Source organism: Candidatus Tectomicrobia bacterium, from assembly GCA_016192135.1.
Classification (GTDB): Bacteria; UBA8248; UBA8248; order UBA8248; family UBA8248; genus 2-12-FULL-69-37.
In genome coordinates, this window is record JACPUR010000006.1 from 1 (window position 1) to 22,012 (window position 22,012).

Consider the following 22,012-nt stretch of genomic DNA (forward strand, 5'->3'; position numbering starts at 1 on the left):
GACCCGGGCGGTCACGGTGTCCCCGTCCAGGGCGCCCCGGGTGCGGGCCCGGCCGATCAGGATGTCGGGCTCGCGCCGGCCCTCCTCCGCCCCCTCCGGGATGACGAAGCCGATGCCCGAGCGGTGGCCCCGGAAGGCGCCTCGCACCAGGGAGAGGCTCGCGGGCAGGGCGAAGCGGGCCCGCACCCGCACGAGCTTCCCCTCGTCGGAGAGGGCCCGCATGCGCTTGCGGAGCGCCGGGCGGTGGTCCGCCGGAACCTTGAGGAGGCGGATCACCTCCCGCACCGCCATGGCGCGCCCCTCGCGCCCGAGGAGCGAGAGGAGCTCCTGGTCGGTGGGCGGGGTGAAGCGGCGGGCGCTCACCGGGCCTCGCGGCGAACCTGGAGGGCGCTCATCCCCCCGCCTCGGAGACGTGGACCTGGTGCAGGCCAAGGATTTCCTTGTTCCCGAGGCGGACGCAGGTGAGCTTGTTGCCGTAGGCGGCCCCGGTGTCGATGCCGAGGAGGCGCGGCAGGCGGTCCAGGATCTCGGGCATCGGGGTGTGGCCGAAGACCACGGGGCGGCCGAAGTCGTGCTCGGCCTCGAAGAACTCGTGGCGGAGCCAGAGCATGTCGAAGGGGTTCTGGTCCTCGAGCGGCACCCCGGGCCTGAGCCCCGCGTGGACGAAGAGGAAGCCCCCCGCCTCGTGGCAGTACTTCAGGTCCTGGTAGAACTGCTGGTGCAGCGGGGGCAGGCGCAGGGGGCGGTGGCGCGGGTCGAGCCCGTAGCTCTCCAGGGTGGGGAGGCCGCCGTTCATCATGAACACGTTGGGCTCGTAGCGGCCCTGCTGGCGGAGGAAGTCGAGGAACATGTCCTCGTGGTTCCCCCGGAGGCAGACGGTCTTGGGATGGCGGAGCTTGAACTCGAGGACGCGGTCCACCACCCCCTTGGGGTCGGGGCCGCGGTCGATGAAGTCCCCGATGAAGACGATCTCGTCCTCGGGCTGGAAGGGCACGCGCCGGATGAGCTCCTCCAGCATGGCCCGCTGGCCGTGGATGTCGCCGATGGCATAGAGGTTGGGCATCAAGAATCCACATTAGCCGGGAAAAGAGAACAGGCAAAAATTTCTCATCCAAACGGATCTTGTGAATCTGCCTAATGACGCATCGAACACAGGTCCAGTTCTAACAATCCCGTGAACATTACCAACTCGGGGGCTTTCGTATGCTTGTTCCCGCGACAGGATCATCAAACAAAGCTCTCCGGAAATGAGTCAGTCTCAAATGCCTATGGTTTGTGGCAACTGATTTTAAGGCGGGAGACACGCCAAACTTGTTCGGGCTGGCGATGATTATGCGTTTCTTTCTCTCCTGGGCAGCCAACCGAATGGGTTCAGCCAGATCGGTATCATTAGAAATCACAATAGCTGCATCAAAAAGATTCTTCCAAGCATCGTTCACAAGATGACATGCTAAATTCACATCCGAGCCTTTTTCCTCCATCTTTAAGATCTCGACTTTGATTGCGCTTCTGACTGGATAAGAAATTCTTCGGGACCTCGCCCCAGTCGGATACCCCCCTACCGGAAGAATTTCGGGTCGTATTCCATCTATAGGATGCAAGCCAGACGGTAATATTACAGGAACTGGCGGAGAATTGATGGTTCTGTTAGCGGCTGGAAGGTTAATCACAGGGCGCCAGACATTTGATGCTAGAAAATTGCCAAAGTAGATTTCCAGTTCTGGAATAGTTGCCAAAGCATCAAGGTAAACTTGTTGTCGCTTGGGTTGGCCAGGGTCTTCGATACCCGAGACGCGAGCCGTATAATACTTAATCCTTTCGAGAACGTGATTTAAGGGAAGCAACTGCGTTACCAAACTTTTTAAATTCAACCATTTACATCTGCAATTCCGGACAGCGTAATAAAGATTGAAACCATCAATGTATGCATATGTCCGCAATCGATCGTCCTCTAACGAGCAAGAGCCACCCCGAAAGGTGGCTCCTGAGCCTACAGCACGCTGCAGGCGGGTATCTATATTAATTATAGGTCATGAACGAAATCCGTCAAGTAACCCCCGCATATGGGAGCCGTAAAGGGAACCGATGCATCTATTTGTTTTATAATGTCTTATGCCCATTGGGCGCAAATGAAAAAATACATAAAATTCAACCCCGGGGAAGCTGCCGATTCTCGATATTTCAGGGGAAATTCCCGGGTAAGAAATTTCCCCCTCAGTGCACCTCCCCCCAGTTGGCCCCGGTGCTCATCTCGACGGCCAGGGGGACCGAGAGCTTCTCGGCCCCCTCCATCTCCTCGCGCACGAGGTGGGAAAGGGCCTTCTCCTCCTTGGGGGGGAACTCGAAGAGGAGCTCATCGTGCACCTGGAGGAGGAGCCGGGCCGCGAGCTTCTCCTTCTTGAGCCGGGCCGCGATGCGGATCATGGCGCGCTTGATGATGTCGGCGGCCGAGCCCTGGATGACGCTGTTCACGGCGGTGCGCTCGGCGGCGGCGCGCATGTTGCGGTTGCGGCTCTTGAGGTCGGGGATGTAGCGGCGCCGGCCCAGCAGGGTGGAGACGTAGCCGCGCTCCGCCCCTTCCTTGATCGTCTTCTCGACGAAGGCGGGCACCCGGGCGAAGCGCTTGAAGTAGGCCTCGATGAAGGCCTTGGCCTCGCCCTGCGGGATGCCCAGCGTCTGGGAGAGGCCGAAGGCGCCCTGGCCGTACACGATCCCGAAGTTCACCGCCTTGGCCACCCGGCGCATCTCGGGGGCGACCTCTTTGGGCTTCACCCCGTAGACGGCGGCGGCGGTGGTGGCGTGGATGTCCTCCCCGCGCTCGAAGGCCTGGACGAGGCCCGGGTCCCCGGTGAAGTGGGCGAGGACGCGCAGCTCGATCTGGCCGTAGTCGGCCGAGAGGAGCCGCCAGCCCGCCTCGGGCAGGAAGGCGCGGCGGATCTCGCGCCCCAGGTCGGTGCGGATGGGGATGTTCTGGAGGTTGGGGTTCGAGCTGCTCAGCCGCCCGGTGGCGGCGACGGTCTGGTTGAAGTCGGTGTGGATGCGTCCCGTCCTGGGGTGGACGAGGCCCGGGAGGGTGTCCACATAGGTGTTCTTGAGCTTGGCGAGCTGGCGGTAGTTTAGGATCTCCTGGGGGAGCGGGTGCTGGGCGGCGAGCCTCTCCAGGGTGTCGATGTCGGTCGAGGCGCCCGTCTTCGTCTTCTTGAGGATGGGGAGGCCCAGCTTGCCGAAGAGGATCTCGCGGAGCTGGGGGGTGGACTGGATGTTGAACTCCCCGCCCGCCAGCTCGTGGATGTGCGCCCGCATGGCCTCGAGCCTGGCGTCGAGCTCCTTGCCCATCCCGCGCAGCACCTCGGCGTCGAGGCGGATGCCGGTGCGCTCCATCTCCAGCAGCACCCGGAGGAGGGGCATCTCAAGGCCGTGGAACAGATCGTCCAGGCCCTCCTGCCCGAGCTTCTCCTTCATGATACGGGCGAGGCGCAGGGTGAAATCCGCGTCCTGGCAGGAGTAGGCGGCGGCCAGATCGACCGGCACGGAAGAGAAGCCGATCTGCTTCGCGCCCTTCCCGCAGAGCTCCTCGTACTTGATGGTGGTCTCGCCCAGGAACTCCAGCGCCAGGTGGTCGAAGCCGTGGCTCGTGCGGTCGGAATGCAGGAGATAGGAGGCCACCATGGTGTCGAAGAGCGGCCCCTCGATCTCCACCCCCGCCCGGGCGAGGACGGCCATGTCGTACTTGATGTTCTGGCCCACCTTCTCGGCCTTGGGATCGGCGAGGAGGGGCCGGAGCCGCTCCAGGACCTCCTTCAGCGGGGGCTGGGGCCCGGCGTCCATGCGGTCGTGGCCGACGGGGATGTAGCGGGCCTTGCCGGGGGCGGGCGAGAGGCTGATGCCCACGATCCCGGCCTGCATGGGGTCGAGGGAGGTGGTTTCGAGATCCAAGGCGAAGCAGCCCGCCCGCTTCAGCTCCTTGACGAGGGCGGCCAGCTCCTTGAGATCGCGGAGGTCGCAGTGGTCCACGTCCGCGCGCGGGGCGGGGGCGGCGGGCGCCTCCGTCTCTTCTTCCTCCGCCGGGGGGGCGTAGCCCGGGAGCTGCTCGACCAGGCTCTTGAACTCGAGCTCCTCGACGAAGAGCCGCCTCGCCGCCTCGAAGTCGGCGTGGCCCAGGCGGTAGCGGTCGAGATTCGCGTCCACCTCCAGGTCGCACCGGATGGTGCAGAGCTCGCGCGAGAGGCGGGCCAGCTCGGCGTGCTCCTGGATGAGCTCGCGCACCTTGGGGCGGGCGATCTTCTCCGCCGAGGCGATGACCTGCTCCAGGCTCCCGAACTCCTGGATGAGGGCCACGGCCGTCTTCTCCCCCACGCCGGGGACGCCGGGGACGTTGTCGGAGGTGTCCCCCATGAGGGCCTGGATGTCCACGAACCGCGCGGGGGGGACGCCCCACTTCTTCTCGATCTCGGCGGGCCCGCACTCCTCGTCCCGCATCGGGTCCCAGATGCGCACCCGGTCCGAGACGAGCTGGGAGAAATCCTTGTCCCCGGTGACGAGCATGACGTCGAAGCCCTTGGCGAGGGCGCGCCGGGCGAGGGAGCCTATGAGATCGTCCGCCTCGGCCCCGGGCCGGATCAGCACCGGGATGCGCAGCGCCTCGACCGCCCGCTGCATGAGCGGGATCTGCTCGACCATGTCCTCGGGCGGGGCGTCCCGGTTCGACTTGTAGGCGGGGTAGAGCTCGTGCCGGAAGGTGGGCTCGGGGCGGTCGAAGGCCACGGCGATGTACTCGGGCGCCTTCTCGCGGATCACCTTGAGGAGCATCCGGGCGAAGGCGTAGACCGCCCCCGTGGGGCGGCCCTTTGAGTTCGAGAGCCGCTGGCGCATCATCCCGTAATAGGCCCGGAACATGTAGCCCGAGCCGTCCAGGAGGAATATCCGCTTGTTCCGGGCCGTCATGGCGCTCCGTCCCCCTCGCGGGGAAAAAAACCTTCGCCTCCACCCTCGCACGGGCGGGCCGCCATCCGCAACGGGGCCGCGCCGGGGAGGGAGGGTGCACAATTCTTTTGCGGCCTCCCGGGGAATCCGCTATCATCCCGCTTTACATGGGTTTAAGGCCCCCGGCGCCCCGCGCCTGGGCGGCCATGGGGAGAAACATGGCGGCTGACCCGAAGTCGCGCCCCGATCTGCTGGGCTTCCTCCAGGAGCAGATCCAGCGGCGGGAGTCGTTCCGGCTGGAGATCGACCGCAGCATCGAGGTCCTCCGGGAGGCCGAGAAGGAGCTCCGGCGCATCCTCCCCGGCGCGGAGGCGCCCGCCGAGGCTCAGGACGATCTCCCTTACCGCATCCAGCCCCATGAGGCCCCCCCGTCCCCCCGGGAACCCCTCCCGAGGCCGGCGCCCCAGGCCCGGTGGGAGGAGCCCGCGGGAGGGCTGGCCTCCCCGCTCGAGCGGCCTCTCCCCTCGTTCCAGGCCCCGCCCCTGGCGCCTCCCACCGAGCGGGAGCCCATCCCCCAGCCGCTGGACCTGCCCCGGCCGGGGGACGCCCCGAGGCGCGCCTTGGCGCGGGGGGTGGACGAGGCGCTCCAGGAGGAGCAGATGCTCCTCCTCGGGATGAACGACGTCACCTCCTCTCGCCGGCGGGCCGAGGCGCCGCCCCGGGCGGGCGGGCCGGCCCACCCGCCCGTCTTCCACTCGGAGGAGGAGGCGCCGCCCCCCGGCCCGGCCCGCGCGCCCCATCGTAGGGAGGAGGCCCCGCGCCCCCAGGCGCCCGGGCCCCAGGCCCCGGCCGGCCCCTCGGTCCAGAAGCTGATGGACTACATCCGCCTCGGGGGGGCGGTGCGCTGCCTCGACCCCTGGAACCGCACGTGCGCCGCCTTCGTCTTCCGCTCGAACGGCTCGGCCATCTTCGCCACGGACGTCTTCGTGAACTACCTGCGCGCCGTGTTCGCGCGCCTGAAGCCCGAGCGCACGGGCGAGCCAGAGTCGGGCCTGCTGCGGGAGGCGGTGCCGCAGATGCGCTTCCTCGCCTCGCTGGTCGAGGCGCTCCAGAGCCAGCGCCTGCTCCCGGTGCGCTCGGTGAAGGGCCTCCAACTCGCGGGGGGGCAGAAGCTCCCGCCGGGCTTCGAGTTCGAGGCCTCGACGCGGGACATGATGAACCCCGCGCTTCTCGAGCGGCTCCAGGCGGTGCTCCGGAAGCCTCCGGCGGGATTCTTCTTGCCCGGCGGGCCTTATTCCGAGGTGCGGGGCTACCTGGCCGGCTACCAGGCCTTCTGCCGGACGCACGGGGAGGAGAGCCGGGCGGCCGCCATGCTGATCCAGATCGGGCTCGAGGAGGCGGGGGAAACCTCAACGCCGGCGGGGATAATCCCGGCTGGCATCCCCCCTTCGCCCGAGGACACCCGCGCCTTCATGGAGGAGGCCGAGGCCCTCCAGGACCTCAACACCTTCGACTTCTCGCCCGAGGACCAGAAGTCGATTTTGGCCCAGCGGGAGGACGCTTTTTCGATGTCCGCCTTCCGGAGGCCCGGCCCCGGCCCGGAGGAGAGCTCCCCCCCCGTCCCCGGCCCCGCCGCCCCCGAAAATGCCCGGAAAGACGAGGAAATCCGCAACTTCTTGAAGGGCCTCGGCATCGAGTGGAAGGGCTGACCCGGCCCTCCGGAGGCCCCCAAAAATGCTCATTTTCCACCCGAAATCCCCCGATTCGCCCCCAAAATCCCCCAAAAACCCCCTAAAATCCGCCCTTTTTCGCCCAAAAACCCCCGAATCTCCGCTCCAAATACTTGACCCCCTCAACCACCGATCCCGCATTTCCGGGGCGAATTTCGTTCCGGCCGATACTTGACAAGCTCAAGGAACGGGCAGATATTTGAACCAGTCAACTTTTGGCCGCCCCCCCCTGGCATCCAGGGCCGGGCGGCCCCCCCCCTGCCCTCCGAAGCCTTAGCGGAGGAGGGCGGCCCCCAAGAGCGAGACACCCAGGAGCCCCCCCATGACACGCCCCGAGGCCCCCTCCTCGACCGCCCCTTCCCCCTCTTGCTGCGCCCCCGGCGAGGCCCCCCCGGCGAAAGAGGCCGGGCCCCGCTCGCCCTCTTTCACGGCCCCCGCCCCCGAGGCGATCAAGGCCCCCGCCCCCGCCGCCCACACCCAGGCCGCCCAGGGCGCCTCCTGCCGCGGGCCCTCCGCCGAAAGCTGCCGCGCCCCCCAACCCTCCGAAGCACCCTCCGGTGCACCCTCCGAAGCCTCGGCGAAGGAGGGAGTCTTGGCGGAGGAGAGAGCCCCGGCGAAGGAGGCCGGGCCCCGCTCGCCCTCTTTCACGGCCCCCGCCCCCGAGGCGATCAAGGCCGCCGTCCGCGCCGCCTACACCCAGGTCGCCCAGGGCGCCTCCTGCCGCGGCCCGGCCGCACCTCCCGCGGATCGTGATTCTCCCAGTGGAGGGTTGTCCCTCCGTCCCTCCTGCCGCGGATCGGATGAGCCTCTCATGGGCACGGGTGCAAGCAACATCGCCCGCATCGGCTACGACCCCGCCCGCGCCGCCGCCCTCCCCGCCCCCGTCCTCGCCGCCAGCGCCGGCTGCGGCAACCCCCTCGCCCGCGCCCGCCCCCGGCCCGGCGAGACCGTCCTCGACCTCGGCTCCGGCGGCGGGCTCGACTGCTTCCTCGCCGCCGGGGAGGTGGGGCCCACCGGCCGCGTCATCGGCCTCGACATGACCGGCGCCATGCTCGAGAAGGCCGAGGCCGCCCGCCGCGCCCTCGGCCTCGCCCACGTCGAGTTCCGCCGGGGCGAGATGGAAGCCATGCCCCTCGCGAGCGCGGCCGTCGACATCATCATCAGCAACTGCGCCGTCAACCTCTCCCCCGACAAGGCCGCCGTCTTCCGCGAGGCCTTCCGCGTCCTCAGGCCCGGCGGCCGCCTCGCCCTCTCCGACGTCCTCCGCACCGGCGAGGGAGGCGGGGGCTCCATGGAGGAATGGTGCGCCTGCATCGCCGGCGCCCTCACCCCCGGGGAGTTCCTCGAAGGCCTCCGCGCCGCCGGCTTCGAGCAGGCCCAAATCGCCGAGAGAAAACCCTATATCGCGGAAGGCCACGAGAGCATGGTCATCACCGCCGAGAAGCCGGGGTAGGGAGGAACCGGCACCCTCTCCTGGGGGAGGGGGTGAGGGGGGATTGTGGCAGGATTCAAAGAATCAATGGGACGGCCCGTGCGCACCCCGGCGGCAGTGAGGTGCGACTCGATCATGATCAACCTCAGAATCGCGTGTGGGTCGATCTCTTGAAATTCGGCCGACAACTCTAGAGCCACTCGGCTGTACTCCTCGAGAATCCCGGGGCTTGTGGCAATCTCGAGCCGGCCCTGCCGCCAGGCGTCCAGAATCTCGTAGGGGTAGCCGGCGAAAAAGATCCCGGAGATGAGGACGTTCGTGTCGAGAACGATCCTCACTTCCGGGCACGGACCCGCGATACAGCGGCAGCAACGTCACGCTTGCGCAACCCCGACCGCCGCGCCTGCGTTCTCGCCTGGGCAATCAGGCGATCGAAGTCTCCCATGGACGGCGGCGAAATCACCTTCAGGATAACGACGTCTCCTTCGCCCACGACGACGAACTGGACCCCTGGCACAAGGCGAAGCTTCTCGCGTACTTCCTCTGGGATAACGACCTGCCCCTTCGAAGAGAGCCGTGTGGTGGCCAACGATGCCATCGCAACCTCCTGGCGGATGTCTTACCGGTAAGATTATAGCCTGGCGGCGCCGGTCTCGCAATGGCCTTTGTTCCACCGCCCCCTCTCGGGGCCGGGCGGCCCTCCGCCCCGGCCGGGATGCGGATGGAGGGTCCGCAGGGGCGAGTCTGAGACCCGCCCCGCATTTCGGGGCCGTTTGAACCCCCCGCCGGGGGGCCGTATCATTTCCGATTATGGCTACCCCGCCGCCGATCATCGAGGAACTGGTCGAGCGCTTCGGCCAGAATATCGAGGCCTACAAGAGCCCGGCCTACAATGAAACCCGGCTACGCCGGGAATTCATTGATCCGTTTTGGGAAGCGTTAGGATGGGATATCGCTAACAAGGCGGGCTTCGCGCTCCCCTACCAGGACGTGCTCCACGAGGACTCCCTGAAGATGGGAGGCACCACCAAGGCCCCGGACTATTCCTTCCGCGTCGGGGGTCAGCGCAAGTTCTTCCTGGAGACGAAGAAGCCCGCCGTCAACGTCCAGGACGACCCTGAACCCGCCTACCAACTCCGCCGCTACGCCTGGACGGCCAAACTCCCCCTTTCGGTCCTGACGGACTTCGAGCACACAGCGGTCTACGATGGACGCGTCCGCCCCAAGCCCGGCGACAGGGCCTCCGCCGCCCGCGTCAACCTCATCCCCTACACCGAGTACCTGGACAAGTGGGATGAAATCGCCTCGGTCTTCTCCAAGGAAGCGGTCTACAAAGGCTCCTTCGATAAGTACGCGAGTGCAAAGAAAGCCAAGCGCGGCACCGCCGAGGTGGACGCCGAGTTCCTCAAGGAACTGGACCGCTGGCGGGAGGAGCTGGCAAAGAACCTCGCTCTGCGGAACCCGCTGAACCGAAGGGACCTGAACTACGCCGTCCAGATGACGATCGACCGCATCGTCTTCCTCCGCATGTGCGAGGACCGGGGCATCGAGCCGGAGAGGCAGCTTCAAGCCCTCCTGAACGGCCCGAACATCTATCCCCGGCTCGTCAAAATCTTTGAGGCGGCGGACGAGAAGTACAATTCCGGCCTCTTCCATTTCAGGGACGAGACGGGGCAATCCAGCACTCCCGACCAACTGACCCTCTCCCTCAAGGTCGACGACAAGACCCTCAAGGACATCCTCTCCAAGCTCTACTACCCGGAGAGCCCCTACGAGTTCCGGGTCCTCCCCCTGGAGATATTGGGCACCGCCTACGAGCGCTTCCTCGGGAAGGTCATCACCCTCGGCCCGGGCGGGCGGCGGGCCAGGGTCGAGGAGAAGCCCGAGGTCCGGAAGGCGGGCGGCGTCTACTACACCCCGCAATACATCGTGGACTACATCGTCAGGAACACCGTGGGCAGGATGATCGAGGGCAAGTCTCCGGAGGAGATCAGTTCCCTCAAGGTTCTCGACCCCGCCTGCGGCTCGGGCTCCTTCCTCCTGGGGGCCTACCGCTATCTGCTCGACCACCACCTGGATTGGTACACGACAAGAATGAAGGCGGATGGCAAGGTTCCCGTAGGGGCGGGGCGGACAATGTCCGCCCACCATGCCCGCCCGGAGGAGGGGCGACCACAGGGGGTCGCCCCTACAGGGGTGGCCGCCCGCGCCGCCCGGGGCAGGAAGGGCCGCCAGGCCCCGCCCATCTACCAGGGCAGGGGCGGCTTGTGGTTCCTCACCATCGCCGAGAAGAAGCGCATCCTCCTCGACAACATCTTCGGGGTGGACATCGACCCCCAGGCGGTGGAGGTCACCAAGCTCAGCCTCCTGCTCAAGGTGCTGGAGCACGAGAGCGAGGAGACCTTGCAGAGCGCCTTTCTTTTCCACCGTGAGCGTGCCCTGCCGGACCTGGGGGGCAACATCAAGTGCGGTAACGCCCTGATCGGGACGGATTTCAACGCGAACAAGCAAGGAACGCTGTTCGATGAGGACGAGCAGTACCGCATCAACGCCTTCGACTGGGGCCAGGGGTTCCCCGCGATCATGAAGCGCGGCGGGTTCGACTGCGTGATCGGGAATCCGCCGTATGTTAGGCAAGAATTGATTGGGAATTACAAGGCATATTTTCAAAGAAAGTATAAAGTCTACAACGGAACCGCTGATCTTTACTCATACTTTATAGAACGAGGAGTTTCATTGCTTCGGCAAAACGGCCTTTTCAGTTTTATCGTCGCCAACAAATGGATGCGAGCCATCTATGGGAAACCTCTCCGGGAGTGGATGAGTCAACAATGTCTTCAGGAGGTAGTTGATTTTGGCGATTTACCAGTTTTTCAAAAGGCTACAACATATCCATGCATCCTTCGGATAGCTAAGAGTACGCCGACGAATGAATTTGCTGTTGTTCGTGTCGGCACTTTAAGTTTTGATAGGTTGGATCTGTACTGTCAGAGGCAATCTTATGTGGTTTCGAAGTCTGCTCTGAGCAATAACAATGGATGGGATCTTGCGACAGAAAAGGCTTCTCAATTATTGAAAAAGCTTGAGGCGAGCGGTGTTGCTCTAGGTAGGTATGTTCATGGAAAAATCTACCGTGGGATATTGACGGGAGCAAATGAGGCATTCGTTATTGATCGGGAGATTCGGACCAAGCTAATTGAGAGCGATCCCAGTTGCACGGATTTAATAAGGCCATTCGTGACAGGACGTGAGGTTAAAAGGTATCAGCCTGTTATGAGTGAGCGTTTTTTGATTTTCGCAAGGCGTGGTGTGAATATCAGCAAATATCCTGCAATTGAAAATTATTTAACGGGATTCAAGAAAAAACTGTTACCAAAACCTAAGAATTGGAAGGGGAAAAAATGGCCTGGGCGAAAGCCAGGTTCATATGAATGGTACGAAATTCAGGATACGGTAGATTATTATCGTGAATTCGAGAAACCTAAGATTGTTGTGCCTTCAATCGTACAGAGGGCTTCCTGTTCTTTCGATGAGGGGAATGTGCTTTCGAATGACAAAACCTCAATTATTGTTACTGACCAAAAATATTTGCTTGGTTTGTTGAACTCGAAGCTGTTGGATTTTTTCATTCACTCGATTGCCTCAACAAAGCAAGGCGGATATTTTGAGTATAAACCTATGTACCTCGAACGCCTCCCCATCCGCGCCATCGATTTCTCCAATCCCGCCGACGTGGAGAAGCACGGCCGCATGGTCTCCCTCGTGGAATCCATGCTGGACCTGCACAAGCGCCTCCAGGCGGCCCGGACGCCGCAGGAGAAGGAAATGCTCCAGCGGCAGATCGACGGCACGGACGGGCAGATCGACGCGCTGGTGTATGAGCTCTACGGCCTGACCGGGGAAGAAATCAAAATCGTCGAGGAAGGTCCGTAGGGGCGGGCCCCCGCGCCCGCCCTGGCCCACAAACCCGCCCCCGTCCACGCGCCCGTCCGATGGAAGGGCGGCCACGGGGGGCCGCCCCTGCGGGTGACCGCATCATGAAACCATCCCCATGAAATTCAACCCCGACGCCCACCGCCGCCGGTCGGTGCGGCTGAAGGGATGGGACTACGCCTCGCGCGGGGCGTATTTCGTCACGGTGTGCGTGCAAGGGCGGGAATGCCGGTTGGGGGAGATCGCGGGCGGAAAGATGCGGCTGAGCGAGGCCGGCGCGATGGTCCAAAGGACGTGGGAGGAATTGCCTTCCAAATATCCGGGGATGGAGATCGATGCATTCGTCGTGATGCCGAACCACATTCACGGGATCATCGTTTTGATCGATCCCGTAGGGGCAGGCCCCCGTGCCTGCCCCGGCCCCCGTGCCCGCCCCGGCATACACGCCCGCCCGGAACAGGGGCCCGGCCACACGCACCCGCCACGATGAAGGGGCGGGCCCCCGCGCCCGCCCCGGCCGGGATGGATGGATGGAATCCGTAGGGGCGGGCCCCCGTGCCCGCCCCGTTCCTCGTGCGTATCCCGAAAAAAGGGGCGGCCACGGGGGGCCGCCCCTACGGGTTGCGCGTTTGCATGTCCCCTCCCCCCTCACCTCCCCTCCGTCCCGGCGGGCGCCTGGGGCGCGGGGCCGGGGGGCTTGACGGCGGGGGCCTGGCGCCCGGGGGGGGGCGCCGGGGCGGGGGGGTTGTAGCGCCAGGTGAAGCCGAGGTAGGCGATGTAGAAGAAGAGGCCGGCCAGGGCGTAGCGCAGCACCTGGAGCAGGATGCGCATCTTGAGGCTGGGCTCTTTCCTTCCGAAGCCGTTCATGGGCCGATTCCCAGCTCCCGTTCGGTCTCGGTGATGACGGCGGCGGCGAGGGCCCGGTCCTTGAGGAGGGGGAGGGAGGAGCGCCGGGCGTCCACCTGGAGGCGGGTGGCGCGGCGGGACACCTCCTCGAGCCTCACCTCCACCCGGTGGAGCCTGGCGCGGGCGGTGATGACGTCGCCCTCTTCGTCCGTTTTCCAGCCGCGCTCGATCGGCAGCCGCATGCGCGCCAGGGCGCGGTCCACGGCGCGGCGGACCTCGCGGTTGCCCTCGGGCAGCACCTTGTGGGCGACGCTGGAGGCCGTGTACTCGACGCCGGCCACGGAGACGGTCGCCAGGACGCCGGCCGCCATGGGGCACCCGCCCAGGAGGGGAAGGGACGCCGCGAGGAGAATCATCGGGAGCGGCGAGAAGGATCGGCCGTGGCCCACGGGGGTTTTCCACTGCCGGGCGGGGCGCGAGTGCCGCGCACAGGTTACACCGGGGGCGGAGGGGGTTCAAGCGTTGACACCCCGGCGCCGGCATCGCAGAGTGGGCCTTCCTTTTTCCCTTGACGCATGGAGACCGGCCCGATGCACATCGATGTCCATTGCCACATCTACCCCCAGGAGTATTTCGATATCGTGGAGAAGGAAGGCCCGCGCTACGGGGTGCGGGTGTTCACGGACGAGAAGGGGGGGAAGCGCTGCGAGGTGAAGGGCCAGATGCAGCCGCCCCTCGAGCCCTTCACCGACGTGGGGATGCGGCTCGGGACGATGCGGGAGATGGGGCTGGACATGAACGTGCTCTCGTTCTCGTCGCGGCCGGGGGTGTACTGGGCGGACCCGGGGCTGGCGGAGGAGCTGTGCCGGGCCTCGAACGACGCCTACGCGCGGATCATCCGGGAGCACCCGGGGAAGTTCTCGGGCCTGGCGGCGCTGCCGGCCCAGGACGCCGAGCGCTCGGCCCGGGAGCTCGAGCGCTCGGTCCAGAAGCTGGGGCTGAAGGGCGGCTTCATGGGGACGAACGTGAACGGGCGCTACCTGGACGACGAGGGCTTCCTGCCCATCTACGAGGCGGCGGCGGGGCTCAAGGTGCCCATCATCGTGCATCCGGCCAACCCGGCGGGGATGGCGCAGATGAAGGACTACCACCTCTTCAACCTGGTGGGCTTCACGGCCGAGAGCGCGAACTCGATCGGCCGGCTCATCTTCTCGGGCGTGTTCGACCGCCTGCCGGACCTGCAGTTCATCTTCCTCCACGGAGGCGGCACGGTGCCCTACCTCATCGGGCGCTACACGCACGGCTGGAAGGTGCGGCCCGAGTGCCGGAAGATCGGGCGCCCGCCGCTGGAGTACCTGCGGGGGCACTTCCACTTCGACTGCCTCGTCTTCCACCCGCCGGTGGTGCGCTTCCTGACGGAGATCATGGGGGCGGACCGGGTGCTGCTGGGGACGGACCTCCCCTACGACATGACGGACCGGGACATCGTGCGGACCATCCGGGACGCGGGCCTCAGCCCCGAGGACCACGAGAAGGTGACCCACCGCAACGCCCAGACCCTGCTCGGCCTCTAGCGGGCGCTGACCGTGTGGCCCCCCTGGGAGCACACCCTGCTCGTCTTCGCCGCCGGGGTCCTCGAGGGCGCGGTGGGCTTCGACTTCGGCCTCGTCGCCACCCCGGCCCTGGGCGCCGCGCTGGGCGTGCGGGGGGCGGTCGTCCTCCTGTGCCTGCCGGGGCTCCTCCTCAGCGCGGCGCGGGCGATCGGGGGAGGCGTCCCGGGCGGGCCCCTGCGCCGGCTGATGCCCTTCATCGGGGCGGGGAGCGCCGGGGCGGCGGCCGGGGCCTTCGCCCTGGCCTCGACCCCGCCCGCCCTCCACAAGTGGGGGCTCGGGCTCTTCGTCCTCCTCTGCGGGGCCTACAGCCTCTCGCGCCTGCGCCTCCAGCTCGACATGCGCGACGAGGGCTTCTTCGCCTGGCTGGCGGGGGCGCTCTCGGGCTTCCTCGCGGGGGCCGGGAACGCCGGGGGGCCCCTCGCCGTCGTCTACATGGACAGCCTGGGCCTCACGCGGGGGCGGATGGCCCGGATGCTGCCCGTGTGCGGGCTGGCCTTCGCGGCCGCCCAGGTGGCGGCGCTCTCGGGCGCGGGGCTCCTGCTGCTCGAGCCGGCGGCGCGCTCGGCGGCGGCGGTGCTGCCGGCGCTGGCCGGGTTCTTCCTGGGGAGGATGCTCAGGGGGCGCTTCCCGCCGCGCGCGGGCTACGCGGCGGGCCTGGCGGCGATGGGCGGGGCGGCGGCGGCGCTGCTGATCTGGGGGCCCTCGGGCTGGAGCTGAGGGGGGCCTACGTGTTGCGCATCCCCGACTTCGAGACGAGCCTGGAGGCCAGCTTGATGAAGGCGGAGACGCTGTCGAGCTTGCCGGCGCGGCTGTCGAACTGGACGCCGTAGAGGTTGTCGTTCTGCTCGCGCGTCACGTTGCGCACGAAGCCCATGATGTTCTCGGCCGTGGTCCCGTCGGGCAGCTCGAACGACATGAACACGGGCATGTTGACCTCGAAGCGGAACGGGCAGGAGAGGCTGCAGCCGCCCAGGCTCAGGTTCTTGATGAGGCCCCAGGGGGCGCTCTCGTCCTTCTTCTGCGCGGCGAAGTCGTGCTTGCGCGGGGTGGTGAGCACGCGGATCTTGGTGTTCAGCCGCTCGGACTGCCGGAGCGTGACCTCCTCGATCTTCTTGGGATAGGCGAGGTAGAGGACGCGGAAGGGCTGCAGGGTCTGGAAGAGGACGGTGGACTGGAAGCCCCACACCTTCCCCTCGTGCATCCCGCGGCCCACCACCGGGAGGTTCTTCGGCAGCTGGACCGACTGCCCCGCGCGGGTGGGCTGCTCCACGAGGAGGCAGTGGTCCGGGTCCCAGCCGACGAGGCGCGAGTTGAGGCGCACCTTGTTGACCGGGTCCACGAGCTGAATGGCGGTCCCCACGGGAAGCAACGTGCGCCCCCTCCCGGCGGATCAGGCTATCGAATAGGGCGGCAGTCTAATCGCTCCCGCCCACGGCTGCAAAACGAGGCGTCCCGCCGCCCCCTCAAGCGACCCCGCTGCGGAGGAGGTGGTGGAGGTGGATCACGCCCTCGATCTCCCCGTCCTTCGCCACCACCACGGAGGTGATGGCCGAGTCCTCCATCAGCCGCAGGGCGGCGCTGGCCAGCTCGCTCCCGGCGATGGTCTTGGGCGAACCGCTCATCATGCCCCGGGCGTCGGGGGGGAGCTGCCCGTTCCCCCGCTCCAGCGCGCGCCGCAGGTCGCCGTCGGTGACCACCCCCGCGAGCCGCCCCGCGGCGTCCACCACGCAGGCCATCCCCAGCCGCTTGGCGCTCATCTCGCGGACGACGGCCCCGGCCGGGTCCGTGTCGCGCACCCTCGGCACCTCCGCCCCCTTGCTCATCAGCTCCTCGACGCGGAGCAGCCGCTTCCCGAGGGTGCCGCCCGGGTGGAAGCGCGCGAACTGCTCGGGCCGGAAGCCCCTCGCCTCGAGCACCGCCATGGCCAGGGCGTCCCCCATGGCGAGGGTGGCGGTGCTGCTCGCGGTGGGGGTGAGGTTGATGGGGCAGGCCTCCTCCTCCACGAAGACGTCGAGCACGGCCTCGGCCTCCCGCCAGAGGGTGGAGCCGCGCCCCCCGGTGATGGCCACGACGGGGGTGCCGAAGCGGGCGAACACGGGCAGGAGGCGGATGAGCTCCTCCGTCTCGCCGCTGTAGGAGAGGGCGAGGATGACGTCCTCGTCCGTCACCATGCCCAGGTTGCCGTGGACCGCCTCGGCCGCGTGGAGGAAGAACGAGGGCGTGCCGGTGCTCGCGAGGGTGGCCGAGATCTTCTGGCCGATGAGGCCGCTCTTGCCCATCCCGGTGACGACCACCCGGCCCTTGCAGCCGTGGATGAGCTCCACCGCCCGGGCGAAATCCTCTCCCAGGCGCTCCGGCAGCCGCGCCAGGGCCTCGGCCTCGATCCGCAGGGCCTGGACCCCCCGCTCGACGGGGCTCATCCCCGCCGCCGGGGCCCCAAGCGGCTCGCCGCCTGGGGAGCCCCCCGCCATCGGACGCTTGCCCAACGGGACCCCCCCTCTCTCCGTCCGCCCGGGCGAAACTTGCGGAAATATATCGCATTTCCGCGCCGATCTGTCCACGCCGGCCCGCCGGAGGCCTTTTCGGCCCGCCGGGGCACTCCCTTTACTCCCCCGGCCCCGGCATGATACTAAATCAGGGGATTTCTCCACGCAGCGGGGGCCCATCGCGGCGGATCTCGCGGTTTTCCACCATTCACCAGCAGGAGTTGGAAGGTCATGTCCGGCCACTCGAAATGGAGCACGATCAAGCGCAAGAAGGGTGCCCTGGACGCCAAGCGGGGGAAGATTTTCACCAAGCTCATCAAGGAAATCACCGTCTCGGCCAAGATGGGCGGCGGGGACCCCGGCGGCAACCCCCGCCTCCGCACCGCCATCGACGCCGCCAAGGCCGCCAACATGCCCCAGGACAACATCAAGCGCGCCATCGCCAAGGGCACGGGGGACATGGAGGGGGTGACCTACGAGGAGGTGACCTACGAGGGCTACGGCCCGGGCGGGGTGGCGCTGCTCATCCGGGTGCTCACCGACAACCGCAACCGCACGGGCTCGGAGATCCGCCACATCTTCTCGCGCAACGGCGGCAACCTGGCCGAGCCGAACGCCGTGGCCTGGATGTTCGACATGAAGGGCCAGTTCCTCGTGCCGGGCAAGGCCGCGGACGAGGAGAAGCTCATGGCGATAGCCCTGGAGGCGGGGGCGGAGGACATGCAGCCCTCCGAGGGCCAGTTCGAGATCCTCACCTCGCCCGACGCCTTCGAGGACGTGAAGCAGGCCCTCGAGAAGAACAAGATCCAGCCCGACTCGGCGGAGCTCACCATGCTCCCCAAGACGACGGTCAAGCTGGAGGGGAAGGTGGCCGACCAGATGCTCCGGCTCATGGAGGCGCTCGAGGATCACGACGACGTCAATAACGTCTACGCGAACTTCGACATCTCCGAGGAGCAGATGGCGGGCGCCTCCGCCTGAGCCCCGAGGCCCACTCCGCCCGAGCGAGGCCGGCCCGTTGGCCCGGAAGCCGCACCGCATCCTGGGGGTGGACCCCGGCCTGGGGACGACGGGCTACGCCCTCCTCTCGCTCGCCGAGGGGAGCGCCGAGCCCCTCCTGGTCGAGGGGGGCATCCTCAGGAGCGACGCCCGGGCGCCCTTCGAGAGCCGCCTGGGCGAGCTCTTCGGCGACCTGACCCGCATCCTCAGGGGCCTCAAGCCCGACGTGATGGCGGTCGAGAACCTCTACAGCCACTACAAGCACCCCCGCACCTCCATCATCATGGGCCACGCCCGGGGGGTGATCTTCCTCGCCGCCTCCCTCGCCAAGGTGTCCGTGCGGAGCTACGCCGCGACCGAGATCAAGAAATCCCTCGTGGGGGCGGGGCGGGCCACCAAGCGCCAGATCCAGCAGATGGTCCAGCGCCGCCTCGGGCTCCGGGACCTCCCCGAGCCCGAGGACCTGGCCGACGCCATCGCCGCCGCCTACTGCCACGTGGACCGCGCCCTCCGGCGGCCGGCCCTCCTCAACGGGAGTGGGCGCCGGTGATCCGCCGCGTCGCGGGCGAGGTCGTGGAGGTCCTGGAGGAGAGCGCCGTGCTCCGCGCCGCCCCGGGCCTCTGCTACGAGGTGCTGGTGGGGGGCTACGCGCTGCCCGAGCTCCGGGCCCTCATGGCGGCCCGCGAGCCGGTGGAGCTGCACACCTACCACTACCTCGAGGGGAACGTGGCCACGGGCCAGCTCATCCCCCGGCTCGCCGGGTTCTTCTCGAACGAGGAGCGCGAGTTCTTCCTGCGCCTGATCAAGGTGCCGGGGCTGAGCCCCCGGAGCGGGGTGCGCGCCCTGGGACTCCCGCCCCGGGAAATCGCCCGCGCCATCTCCGCGGGCAACACGGCCCTGTTGACGAGGCTCCCGGGGATCGGGAAGAAGAAGGCGGAGCACCTCGTCTCCCAGCTCCAGGGGGAGATCGCCGGCCTCGCCCTGGCCCCCGAGGCTCCCGCCGCCCGGGCCGAGGCCTCCCCCAGCCGCGGCGAGGCGATGGCGGTGCTCGTCGGGCAGCTCGGCTACCGCACCCCCGAGGCGGAGGACCTGGTCGAGCGCGCGCTCCTCGCCCTCGGCGCGGGGGCCACCACCGAGGCGGTGCTCCAGGAGGTCTTCCGGCTCGGCCGTTGACGCCGGAGACAGGAGAGGACACATGGCCATCGAGCGGAAGGTGACGGGGCGCTCCATCGGCCCGGCGGAGGAGCAGGCCTTCTTCACCCTGCGCCCCTCGAGGCTCGAGGACTACGTGGGCCAGCGCGAGCTGGTCGAGAAGCTCCGCATCGCCCTCGAGGCCGCCCGCGCCCGCAAGGAGCCGGTGGGCCACATCCTCTTCCACGGCCCCCCGGGGCTGGGCAAGACCACCCTCTCCCACATCATCGCCGAGGAGATGGGCACCCGCCTCGTCAAGACCTCGGGGCCCTCCCTCACCCGCCCGGCCGACCTCATGGGCATCCTGACCGGGCTGCAGGAGGGGGACGTCCTCTTCATCGACGAGATCCACCGCCTGCCCCGCCCGGTGGAGGAGTTCCTCTACCCGGCGATGGAGGACTTCCGGGTGGACTTCGTGGTGGACCAGGGCCCGATGGCCCGCACCCTGAACTTCCCCTTGAAGCGCTTCACCGCCGTGGGGGCCACCACCCGGCCCGGCTCCCTCACCGGGGCGCTGCGGGAGCGCTTCTACCTCCTCTACCACGTGGACTTCTACGCGGAGGCCGAACTCCAGGAGATCCTCCGGCGCAGCGCGGGCCGCCTGGAGCTCCCCATCGAGGAGGAGGCCGCGGCCGAGCTCGCCCGGCGCAGCCGGGGCACCCCGCGCACGGCGAACCGCCTGCTCCTGTGGACGCGGGACTTCTGCCAGGCCAAGGGGGACGGGGCCATCCGCCTGCGCCTGGCCCGCGAGGCCTTGGCCATGGAGGGGGTGGACGAGATCGGGCTCGACGGCCTGGACCGGCGCTACCTCCGCACCATCACCGACCATTACGGCGGGGGGCCCGTGGGGGTCGAGGCCATCGCCGCCACCATGAACGAGGAGGCGGACACCCTCGTGGACATGGTGGAGCCCTTCCTGCTCCGCACCGGGCTCGTGCAGCGCACCCGGGGCGGCCGGCGCGCCACCCCGGCCTCCTACCGCCACCTGGGCCTGGCCCTCCCCAAGAATCCGCAGGGCGGCGGCGCCCAGCCGGGACTGTGGGAGGGGGGGGAGGAGTCGGCGGAATAAGCCGGCGGCGAGGCATCCATGAAACCGATATCCTTCGTGGAGCCTGTCCTGAGTGAAGCGAAGGGCTCAGGATGACAGTTTGGCCAATGATTGGTGGCCAAGGCTGTCATACTGAGCGAAGGCCGCTCTTGGGCCGGAGCGAAGTATCTCGGTTTGCCCTATCATGCCTCCGAGGCACTTGCTCGATGAACAACCGGCTCACATGCCACGGTTAGGTGTTCGCGATGGAGCCCTTCGGTCAGTTCGGCCGCGTCCTGATCGTCTTCGGGATCGTGCTGGTGGTCCTGGGGGTGATCCTCACCCTCGCCCCGCGCCTCCCCTTCCTCGGCGGCCTGCCGGGGGACATCCACCTCCGGGGCAAGAGCTGGAGCTTCCACTTCCCGATCGTCACCTCGATCGTGGTGAGCGTGGCGCTGACCGTCCTGCTGAACCTGTTCTTCCGGAGGTGAGCGGCGGTCCCGCCCGCCCCTACCGCTCCCGCTCCAGATCGTTCCGGAACCACTGCCGGAGGGTGCGCTCGAAGAGGACGGGGCGCTCCGGCCCCCCGGGCCTGGGCAGCACCTTCAGCAGGCAGGGAGTCGTGAGGGCCTGGGTGGCGAAGCCCCCCGGGCGCGCCTCCTCGTAGCGGACGACCAGGTATTCCTTCCCGCCTTCCTTCTCCGGGCCCGCCGAGAGGAACCTCACGCCGTAGCCCCCGGTCGGCCGCCGGCCCAGGCAGATGCCCACCATCACCTGCTTTTCGTAATCCACCCGGGGCGGCTCGGCCCTCCAGCCGGAGAACCGGATGCGGCCGAGCAGGCGCCGGCCGTCCCCGGGCTTGAGCGCCGCGGCGTGGAAGGCCTCGGCCGGCCCGCCGTAGGCGGTGCGCCACTCGCCCTTTTCCTGCGCCCCGGAAGGCGCGGGCTCCTGCGCCCCAGAGGGCGCGGGGGCGAGCCAGAGCGCGGAGAGGAACAGGAGGGCGGGAACCTTCACGACGGCACGTCCTTGGCGCGGGAACCCCGGCACCCCGGCAGGTGGGGCACGATCTCGTCGGCGCGGCGCACCTCGAGGTCCGGCTTCACGTCCGGGTCCCCCGGCAGCGCCCCCCAGCGGTTGATCCAGACCGAGGCCATCCCCACCGCGCGGGCGCCCGCCACGTCGGTGCGCAGGTTGTCCCCGATCATGACGGCCTCGGAGGGCTCGACCCCCAGCTCGGCCAGGGCCTGCTCGAAGAGGAAGGGCCCGGGCTTCCCGATGACGACGGGGGGCTTGCCGGCCGCCGCCTGGACGGCGAGCGCCACCGCCCCCCCGCCCAGCTCGAAGCTCCCCCCCTCGCGGGGGGCGCGCACGTCGGGGTTCAGGGCGAAGAAGGGCGCCCCCCGGGCCACCGCCCGGGCCGCCGCGCTCAGGGAGAAATGGGTGAGGCCCTCGTCGAGGCCCACCACCACGATCTCGGCCCGGTGCTCGGCCCAGGGGGGGACCAGCTCGAAGCCCGCCGCGCGGATGGCCGCCTGGAGGGTCTCCGTCCCGAGGACGAGGACGCGCCCCGTCCCGCAGCGGCGCCGGAGGAACTCCCCCGCCCAGTCGAGCACGCCGACGATCTTCCCGGGCCCGGGGTCGATGCCCAGGATGGCCATGTGGGCGCGCACGTCCGCCGAGGTGTGCCTTGAAATGTTGGTGACGAAGCGGTGGGGGAGGCCGCGCGCCTCCAGGGCGCCGAGGAGCTCCCGCGCGCCGGGCAGCACCTCCTCCCCGGCGTAGAGCACGCCCTCGAGGTCCATGACCACGGCTTTCAGGTCGCGGAACATGGC

24 protein-coding genes are annotated in these 22,012 nt (G+C 67.8%); 11 read left to right on the forward strand and 13 right to left on the reverse strand.

Going from position 1 to position 22,012, the window contains the following annotated elements; genetic code table 11:
- From HYZ11_03260 to polA, 4 genes are all read right to left on the reverse strand, one after another.
- On the reverse strand, positions 1 to 363 hold a 363-nt coding region (locus HYZ11_03260), incomplete at its 3' end, for a hypothetical protein (GenBank protein ID MBI3126603.1).
- Between the two features lie 28 nt (positions 364 to 391).
- Positions 392 to 1,063 carry a serine/threonine protein phosphatase gene (locus tag HYZ11_03265; protein ID MBI3126604.1) on the reverse strand — a complete coding sequence of 224 codons (672 nt, stop codon included), beginning with the start codon at positions 1,061 to 1,063 and terminating at the stop codon, positions 392 to 394.
- 118 nt (positions 1,064 to 1,181) lie between these two features.
- Positions 1,182 to 1,481: an NYN domain-containing protein gene (locus HYZ11_03270; protein MBI3126605.1), complete on the reverse strand. Its 300-nt coding sequence runs from the start codon at positions 1,479 to 1,481 to the stop codon at positions 1,182 to 1,184.
- A gap of 733 nt (positions 1,482 to 2,214) precedes the next feature.
- Complete coding sequence (gene polA, locus HYZ11_03275) at positions 2,215 to 4,944, reverse strand: DNA polymerase I (GenBank protein ID MBI3126606.1); 2,730 nt, start codon at positions 4,942 to 4,944, stop codon at positions 2,215 to 2,217.
- A gap of 197 nt (positions 4,945 to 5,141) precedes the next feature.
- On the opposite strand from polA, the gene HYZ11_03280 reads away from it, so the two are divergent.
- Positions 5,142 to 6,632 carry a hypothetical protein gene (locus tag HYZ11_03280; protein ID MBI3126607.1) on the forward strand — a complete coding sequence of 497 codons (1,491 nt, stop codon included), beginning with the start codon at positions 5,142 to 5,144 and terminating at the stop codon, positions 6,630 to 6,632.
- Positions 6,633 to 6,926: 294 nt separating this feature from the next.
- Here the strand turns inward: HYZ11_03280 and HYZ11_03285 are convergent, their stop codons facing one another.
- On the reverse strand, positions 6,927 to 7,301 hold the full coding sequence (locus tag HYZ11_03285) for a hypothetical protein (GenBank protein MBI3126608.1): 375 nt from the start codon (positions 7,299 to 7,301) through the stop codon (positions 6,927 to 6,929).
- Between the two features lie 163 nt (positions 7,302 to 7,464).
- Between HYZ11_03285 and HYZ11_03290 the strand changes: the two genes are divergently transcribed.
- Positions 7,465 to 8,106 (forward strand): methyltransferase domain-containing protein, encoded by a 642-nt coding sequence (locus HYZ11_03290; GenBank protein ID MBI3126609.1) that lies wholly within the window; start codon positions 7,465 to 7,467, stop codon positions 8,104 to 8,106.
- Here HYZ11_03290 and HYZ11_03295 read toward each other — a convergent pair.
- Both HYZ11_03295 and HYZ11_03300 read right to left on the reverse strand, forming a co-directional pair.
- Complete coding sequence (locus tag HYZ11_03295; GenBank protein MBI3126610.1) at positions 8,052 to 8,423, reverse strand: PIN domain-containing protein; 372 nt, start codon at positions 8,421 to 8,423, stop codon at positions 8,052 to 8,054. The genes HYZ11_03290 and HYZ11_03295 overlap by 55 nt on opposite strands.
- The gene (locus HYZ11_03300; protein MBI3126611.1) at positions 8,420 to 8,674 is read right to left on the reverse strand and encodes an AbrB/MazE/SpoVT family DNA-binding domain-containing protein; all 255 of its coding nucleotides are present in this window, start codon (positions 8,672 to 8,674) and stop codon (positions 8,420 to 8,422) included. The genes HYZ11_03295 and HYZ11_03300 overlap by 4 nt, the downstream gene beginning before the upstream one ends.
- A gap of 221 nt (positions 8,675 to 8,895) precedes the next feature.
- On the opposite strand from HYZ11_03300, the gene HYZ11_03305 reads away from it, so the two are divergent.
- Entirely contained in the window at positions 8,896 to 12,018 is a 3,123-nt protein-coding gene (locus HYZ11_03305) for an Eco57I restriction-modification methylase domain-containing protein (GenBank protein MBI3126612.1), read from the forward strand.
- A gap of 118 nt (positions 12,019 to 12,136) precedes the next feature.
- Entirely contained in the window at positions 12,137 to 12,508 is a 372-nt protein-coding gene (locus tag HYZ11_03310; GenBank protein MBI3126613.1) for a hypothetical protein, read from the forward strand.
- 158 nt (positions 12,509 to 12,666) lie between these two features.
- Here HYZ11_03310 and HYZ11_03315 read toward each other — a convergent pair whose 3' ends face one another.
- Both HYZ11_03315 and HYZ11_03320 read right to left on the reverse strand, forming a co-directional pair.
- Positions 12,667 to 12,885 (reverse strand): hypothetical protein, encoded by a 219-nt coding sequence (locus tag HYZ11_03315; protein MBI3126614.1) that lies wholly within the window; start codon positions 12,883 to 12,885, stop codon positions 12,667 to 12,669.
- On the reverse strand, positions 12,882 to 13,313 hold the full coding sequence (locus HYZ11_03320; protein MBI3126615.1) for a hypothetical protein: 432 nt from the start codon (positions 13,311 to 13,313) through the stop codon (positions 12,882 to 12,884). The genes HYZ11_03315 and HYZ11_03320 overlap by 4 nt, the downstream gene beginning before the upstream one ends.
- A 141-nt stretch (positions 13,314 to 13,454) precedes the next feature.
- On the opposite strand from HYZ11_03320, the gene HYZ11_03325 reads away from it, so the two are divergent.
- The gene (locus tag HYZ11_03325) at positions 13,455 to 14,438 is read left to right on the forward strand and encodes an amidohydrolase (GenBank protein ID MBI3126616.1); all 984 of its coding nucleotides are present in this window, start codon (positions 13,455 to 13,457) and stop codon (positions 14,436 to 14,438) included.
- Positions 14,439 to 14,450: 12 nt separating this feature from the next.
- Positions 14,451 to 15,194: a TSUP family transporter gene (locus HYZ11_03330; protein ID MBI3126617.1), complete on the forward strand. Its 744-nt coding sequence runs from the start codon at positions 14,451 to 14,453 to the stop codon at positions 15,192 to 15,194.
- Between the two features lie 7 nt (positions 15,195 to 15,201).
- Here the strand turns inward: HYZ11_03330 and HYZ11_03335 are convergent, their stop codons facing one another.
- Together HYZ11_03335 and HYZ11_03340 are read right to left on the reverse strand one after the other, a co-directional pair.
- The gene (locus tag HYZ11_03335; GenBank protein MBI3126618.1) at positions 15,202 to 15,846 is read right to left on the reverse strand and encodes a flagellar brake protein; all 645 of its coding nucleotides are present in this window, start codon (positions 15,844 to 15,846) and stop codon (positions 15,202 to 15,204) included.
- A gap of 94 nt (positions 15,847 to 15,940) precedes the next feature.
- Positions 15,941 to 16,897 carry a KpsF/GutQ family sugar-phosphate isomerase gene (locus HYZ11_03340; protein ID MBI3126619.1) on the reverse strand — a complete coding sequence of 319 codons (957 nt, stop codon included), beginning with the start codon at positions 16,895 to 16,897 and terminating at the stop codon, positions 15,941 to 15,943.
- A 297-nt stretch (positions 16,898 to 17,194) separates the two neighbouring features.
- On the opposite strand from HYZ11_03340, the gene HYZ11_03345 reads away from it, so the two are divergent.
- The 5 genes from HYZ11_03345 to HYZ11_03365 all read left to right on the forward strand — a co-directional run bounded on the left by HYZ11_03345 (position 17,195) and on the right by HYZ11_03365 (position 20,671).
- Positions 17,195 to 17,944: a YebC/PmpR family DNA-binding transcriptional regulator gene (locus HYZ11_03345; GenBank protein MBI3126620.1), complete on the forward strand. Its 750-nt coding sequence runs from the start codon at positions 17,195 to 17,197 to the stop codon at positions 17,942 to 17,944.
- A gap of 61 nt (positions 17,945 to 18,005) precedes the next feature.
- Positions 18,006 to 18,512, forward strand: coding sequence for a crossover junction endodeoxyribonuclease RuvC (locus HYZ11_03350; protein MBI3126621.1), 507 nt, complete (start codon positions 18,006 to 18,008; stop codon positions 18,510 to 18,512).
- The gene (locus HYZ11_03355; protein MBI3126622.1) at positions 18,509 to 19,135 is read left to right on the forward strand and encodes a hypothetical protein; all 627 of its coding nucleotides are present in this window, start codon (positions 18,509 to 18,511) and stop codon (positions 19,133 to 19,135) included. The genes HYZ11_03350 and HYZ11_03355 overlap by 4 nt, the downstream gene beginning before the upstream one ends.
- A gap of 22 nt (positions 19,136 to 19,157) precedes the next feature.
- Complete coding sequence (gene ruvB, locus HYZ11_03360) at positions 19,158 to 20,222, forward strand: Holliday junction branch migration DNA helicase RuvB (protein ID MBI3126623.1); 1,065 nt, start codon at positions 19,158 to 19,160, stop codon at positions 20,220 to 20,222.
- 224 nt (positions 20,223 to 20,446) lie between these two features.
- Positions 20,447 to 20,671: a DUF2905 domain-containing protein gene (locus HYZ11_03365; GenBank protein MBI3126624.1), complete on the forward strand. Its 225-nt coding sequence runs from the start codon at positions 20,447 to 20,449 to the stop codon at positions 20,669 to 20,671.
- A 19-nt stretch (positions 20,672 to 20,690) separates the two neighbouring features.
- Here the strand turns inward: HYZ11_03365 and HYZ11_03370 are convergent, their stop codons facing one another.
- Positions 20,691 to 21,194, reverse strand: coding sequence for a protease complex subunit PrcB family protein (locus HYZ11_03370; GenBank protein ID MBI3126625.1), 504 nt, complete (start codon positions 21,192 to 21,194; stop codon positions 20,691 to 20,693).
- A partial coding sequence (locus HYZ11_03375) for an HAD-IIA family hydrolase (protein MBI3126626.1) occupies positions 21,191 to 22,012 on the reverse strand: 822 nt, incomplete at its 5' end. The genes HYZ11_03375 and HYZ11_03370, both read right to left, overlap by 4 nt.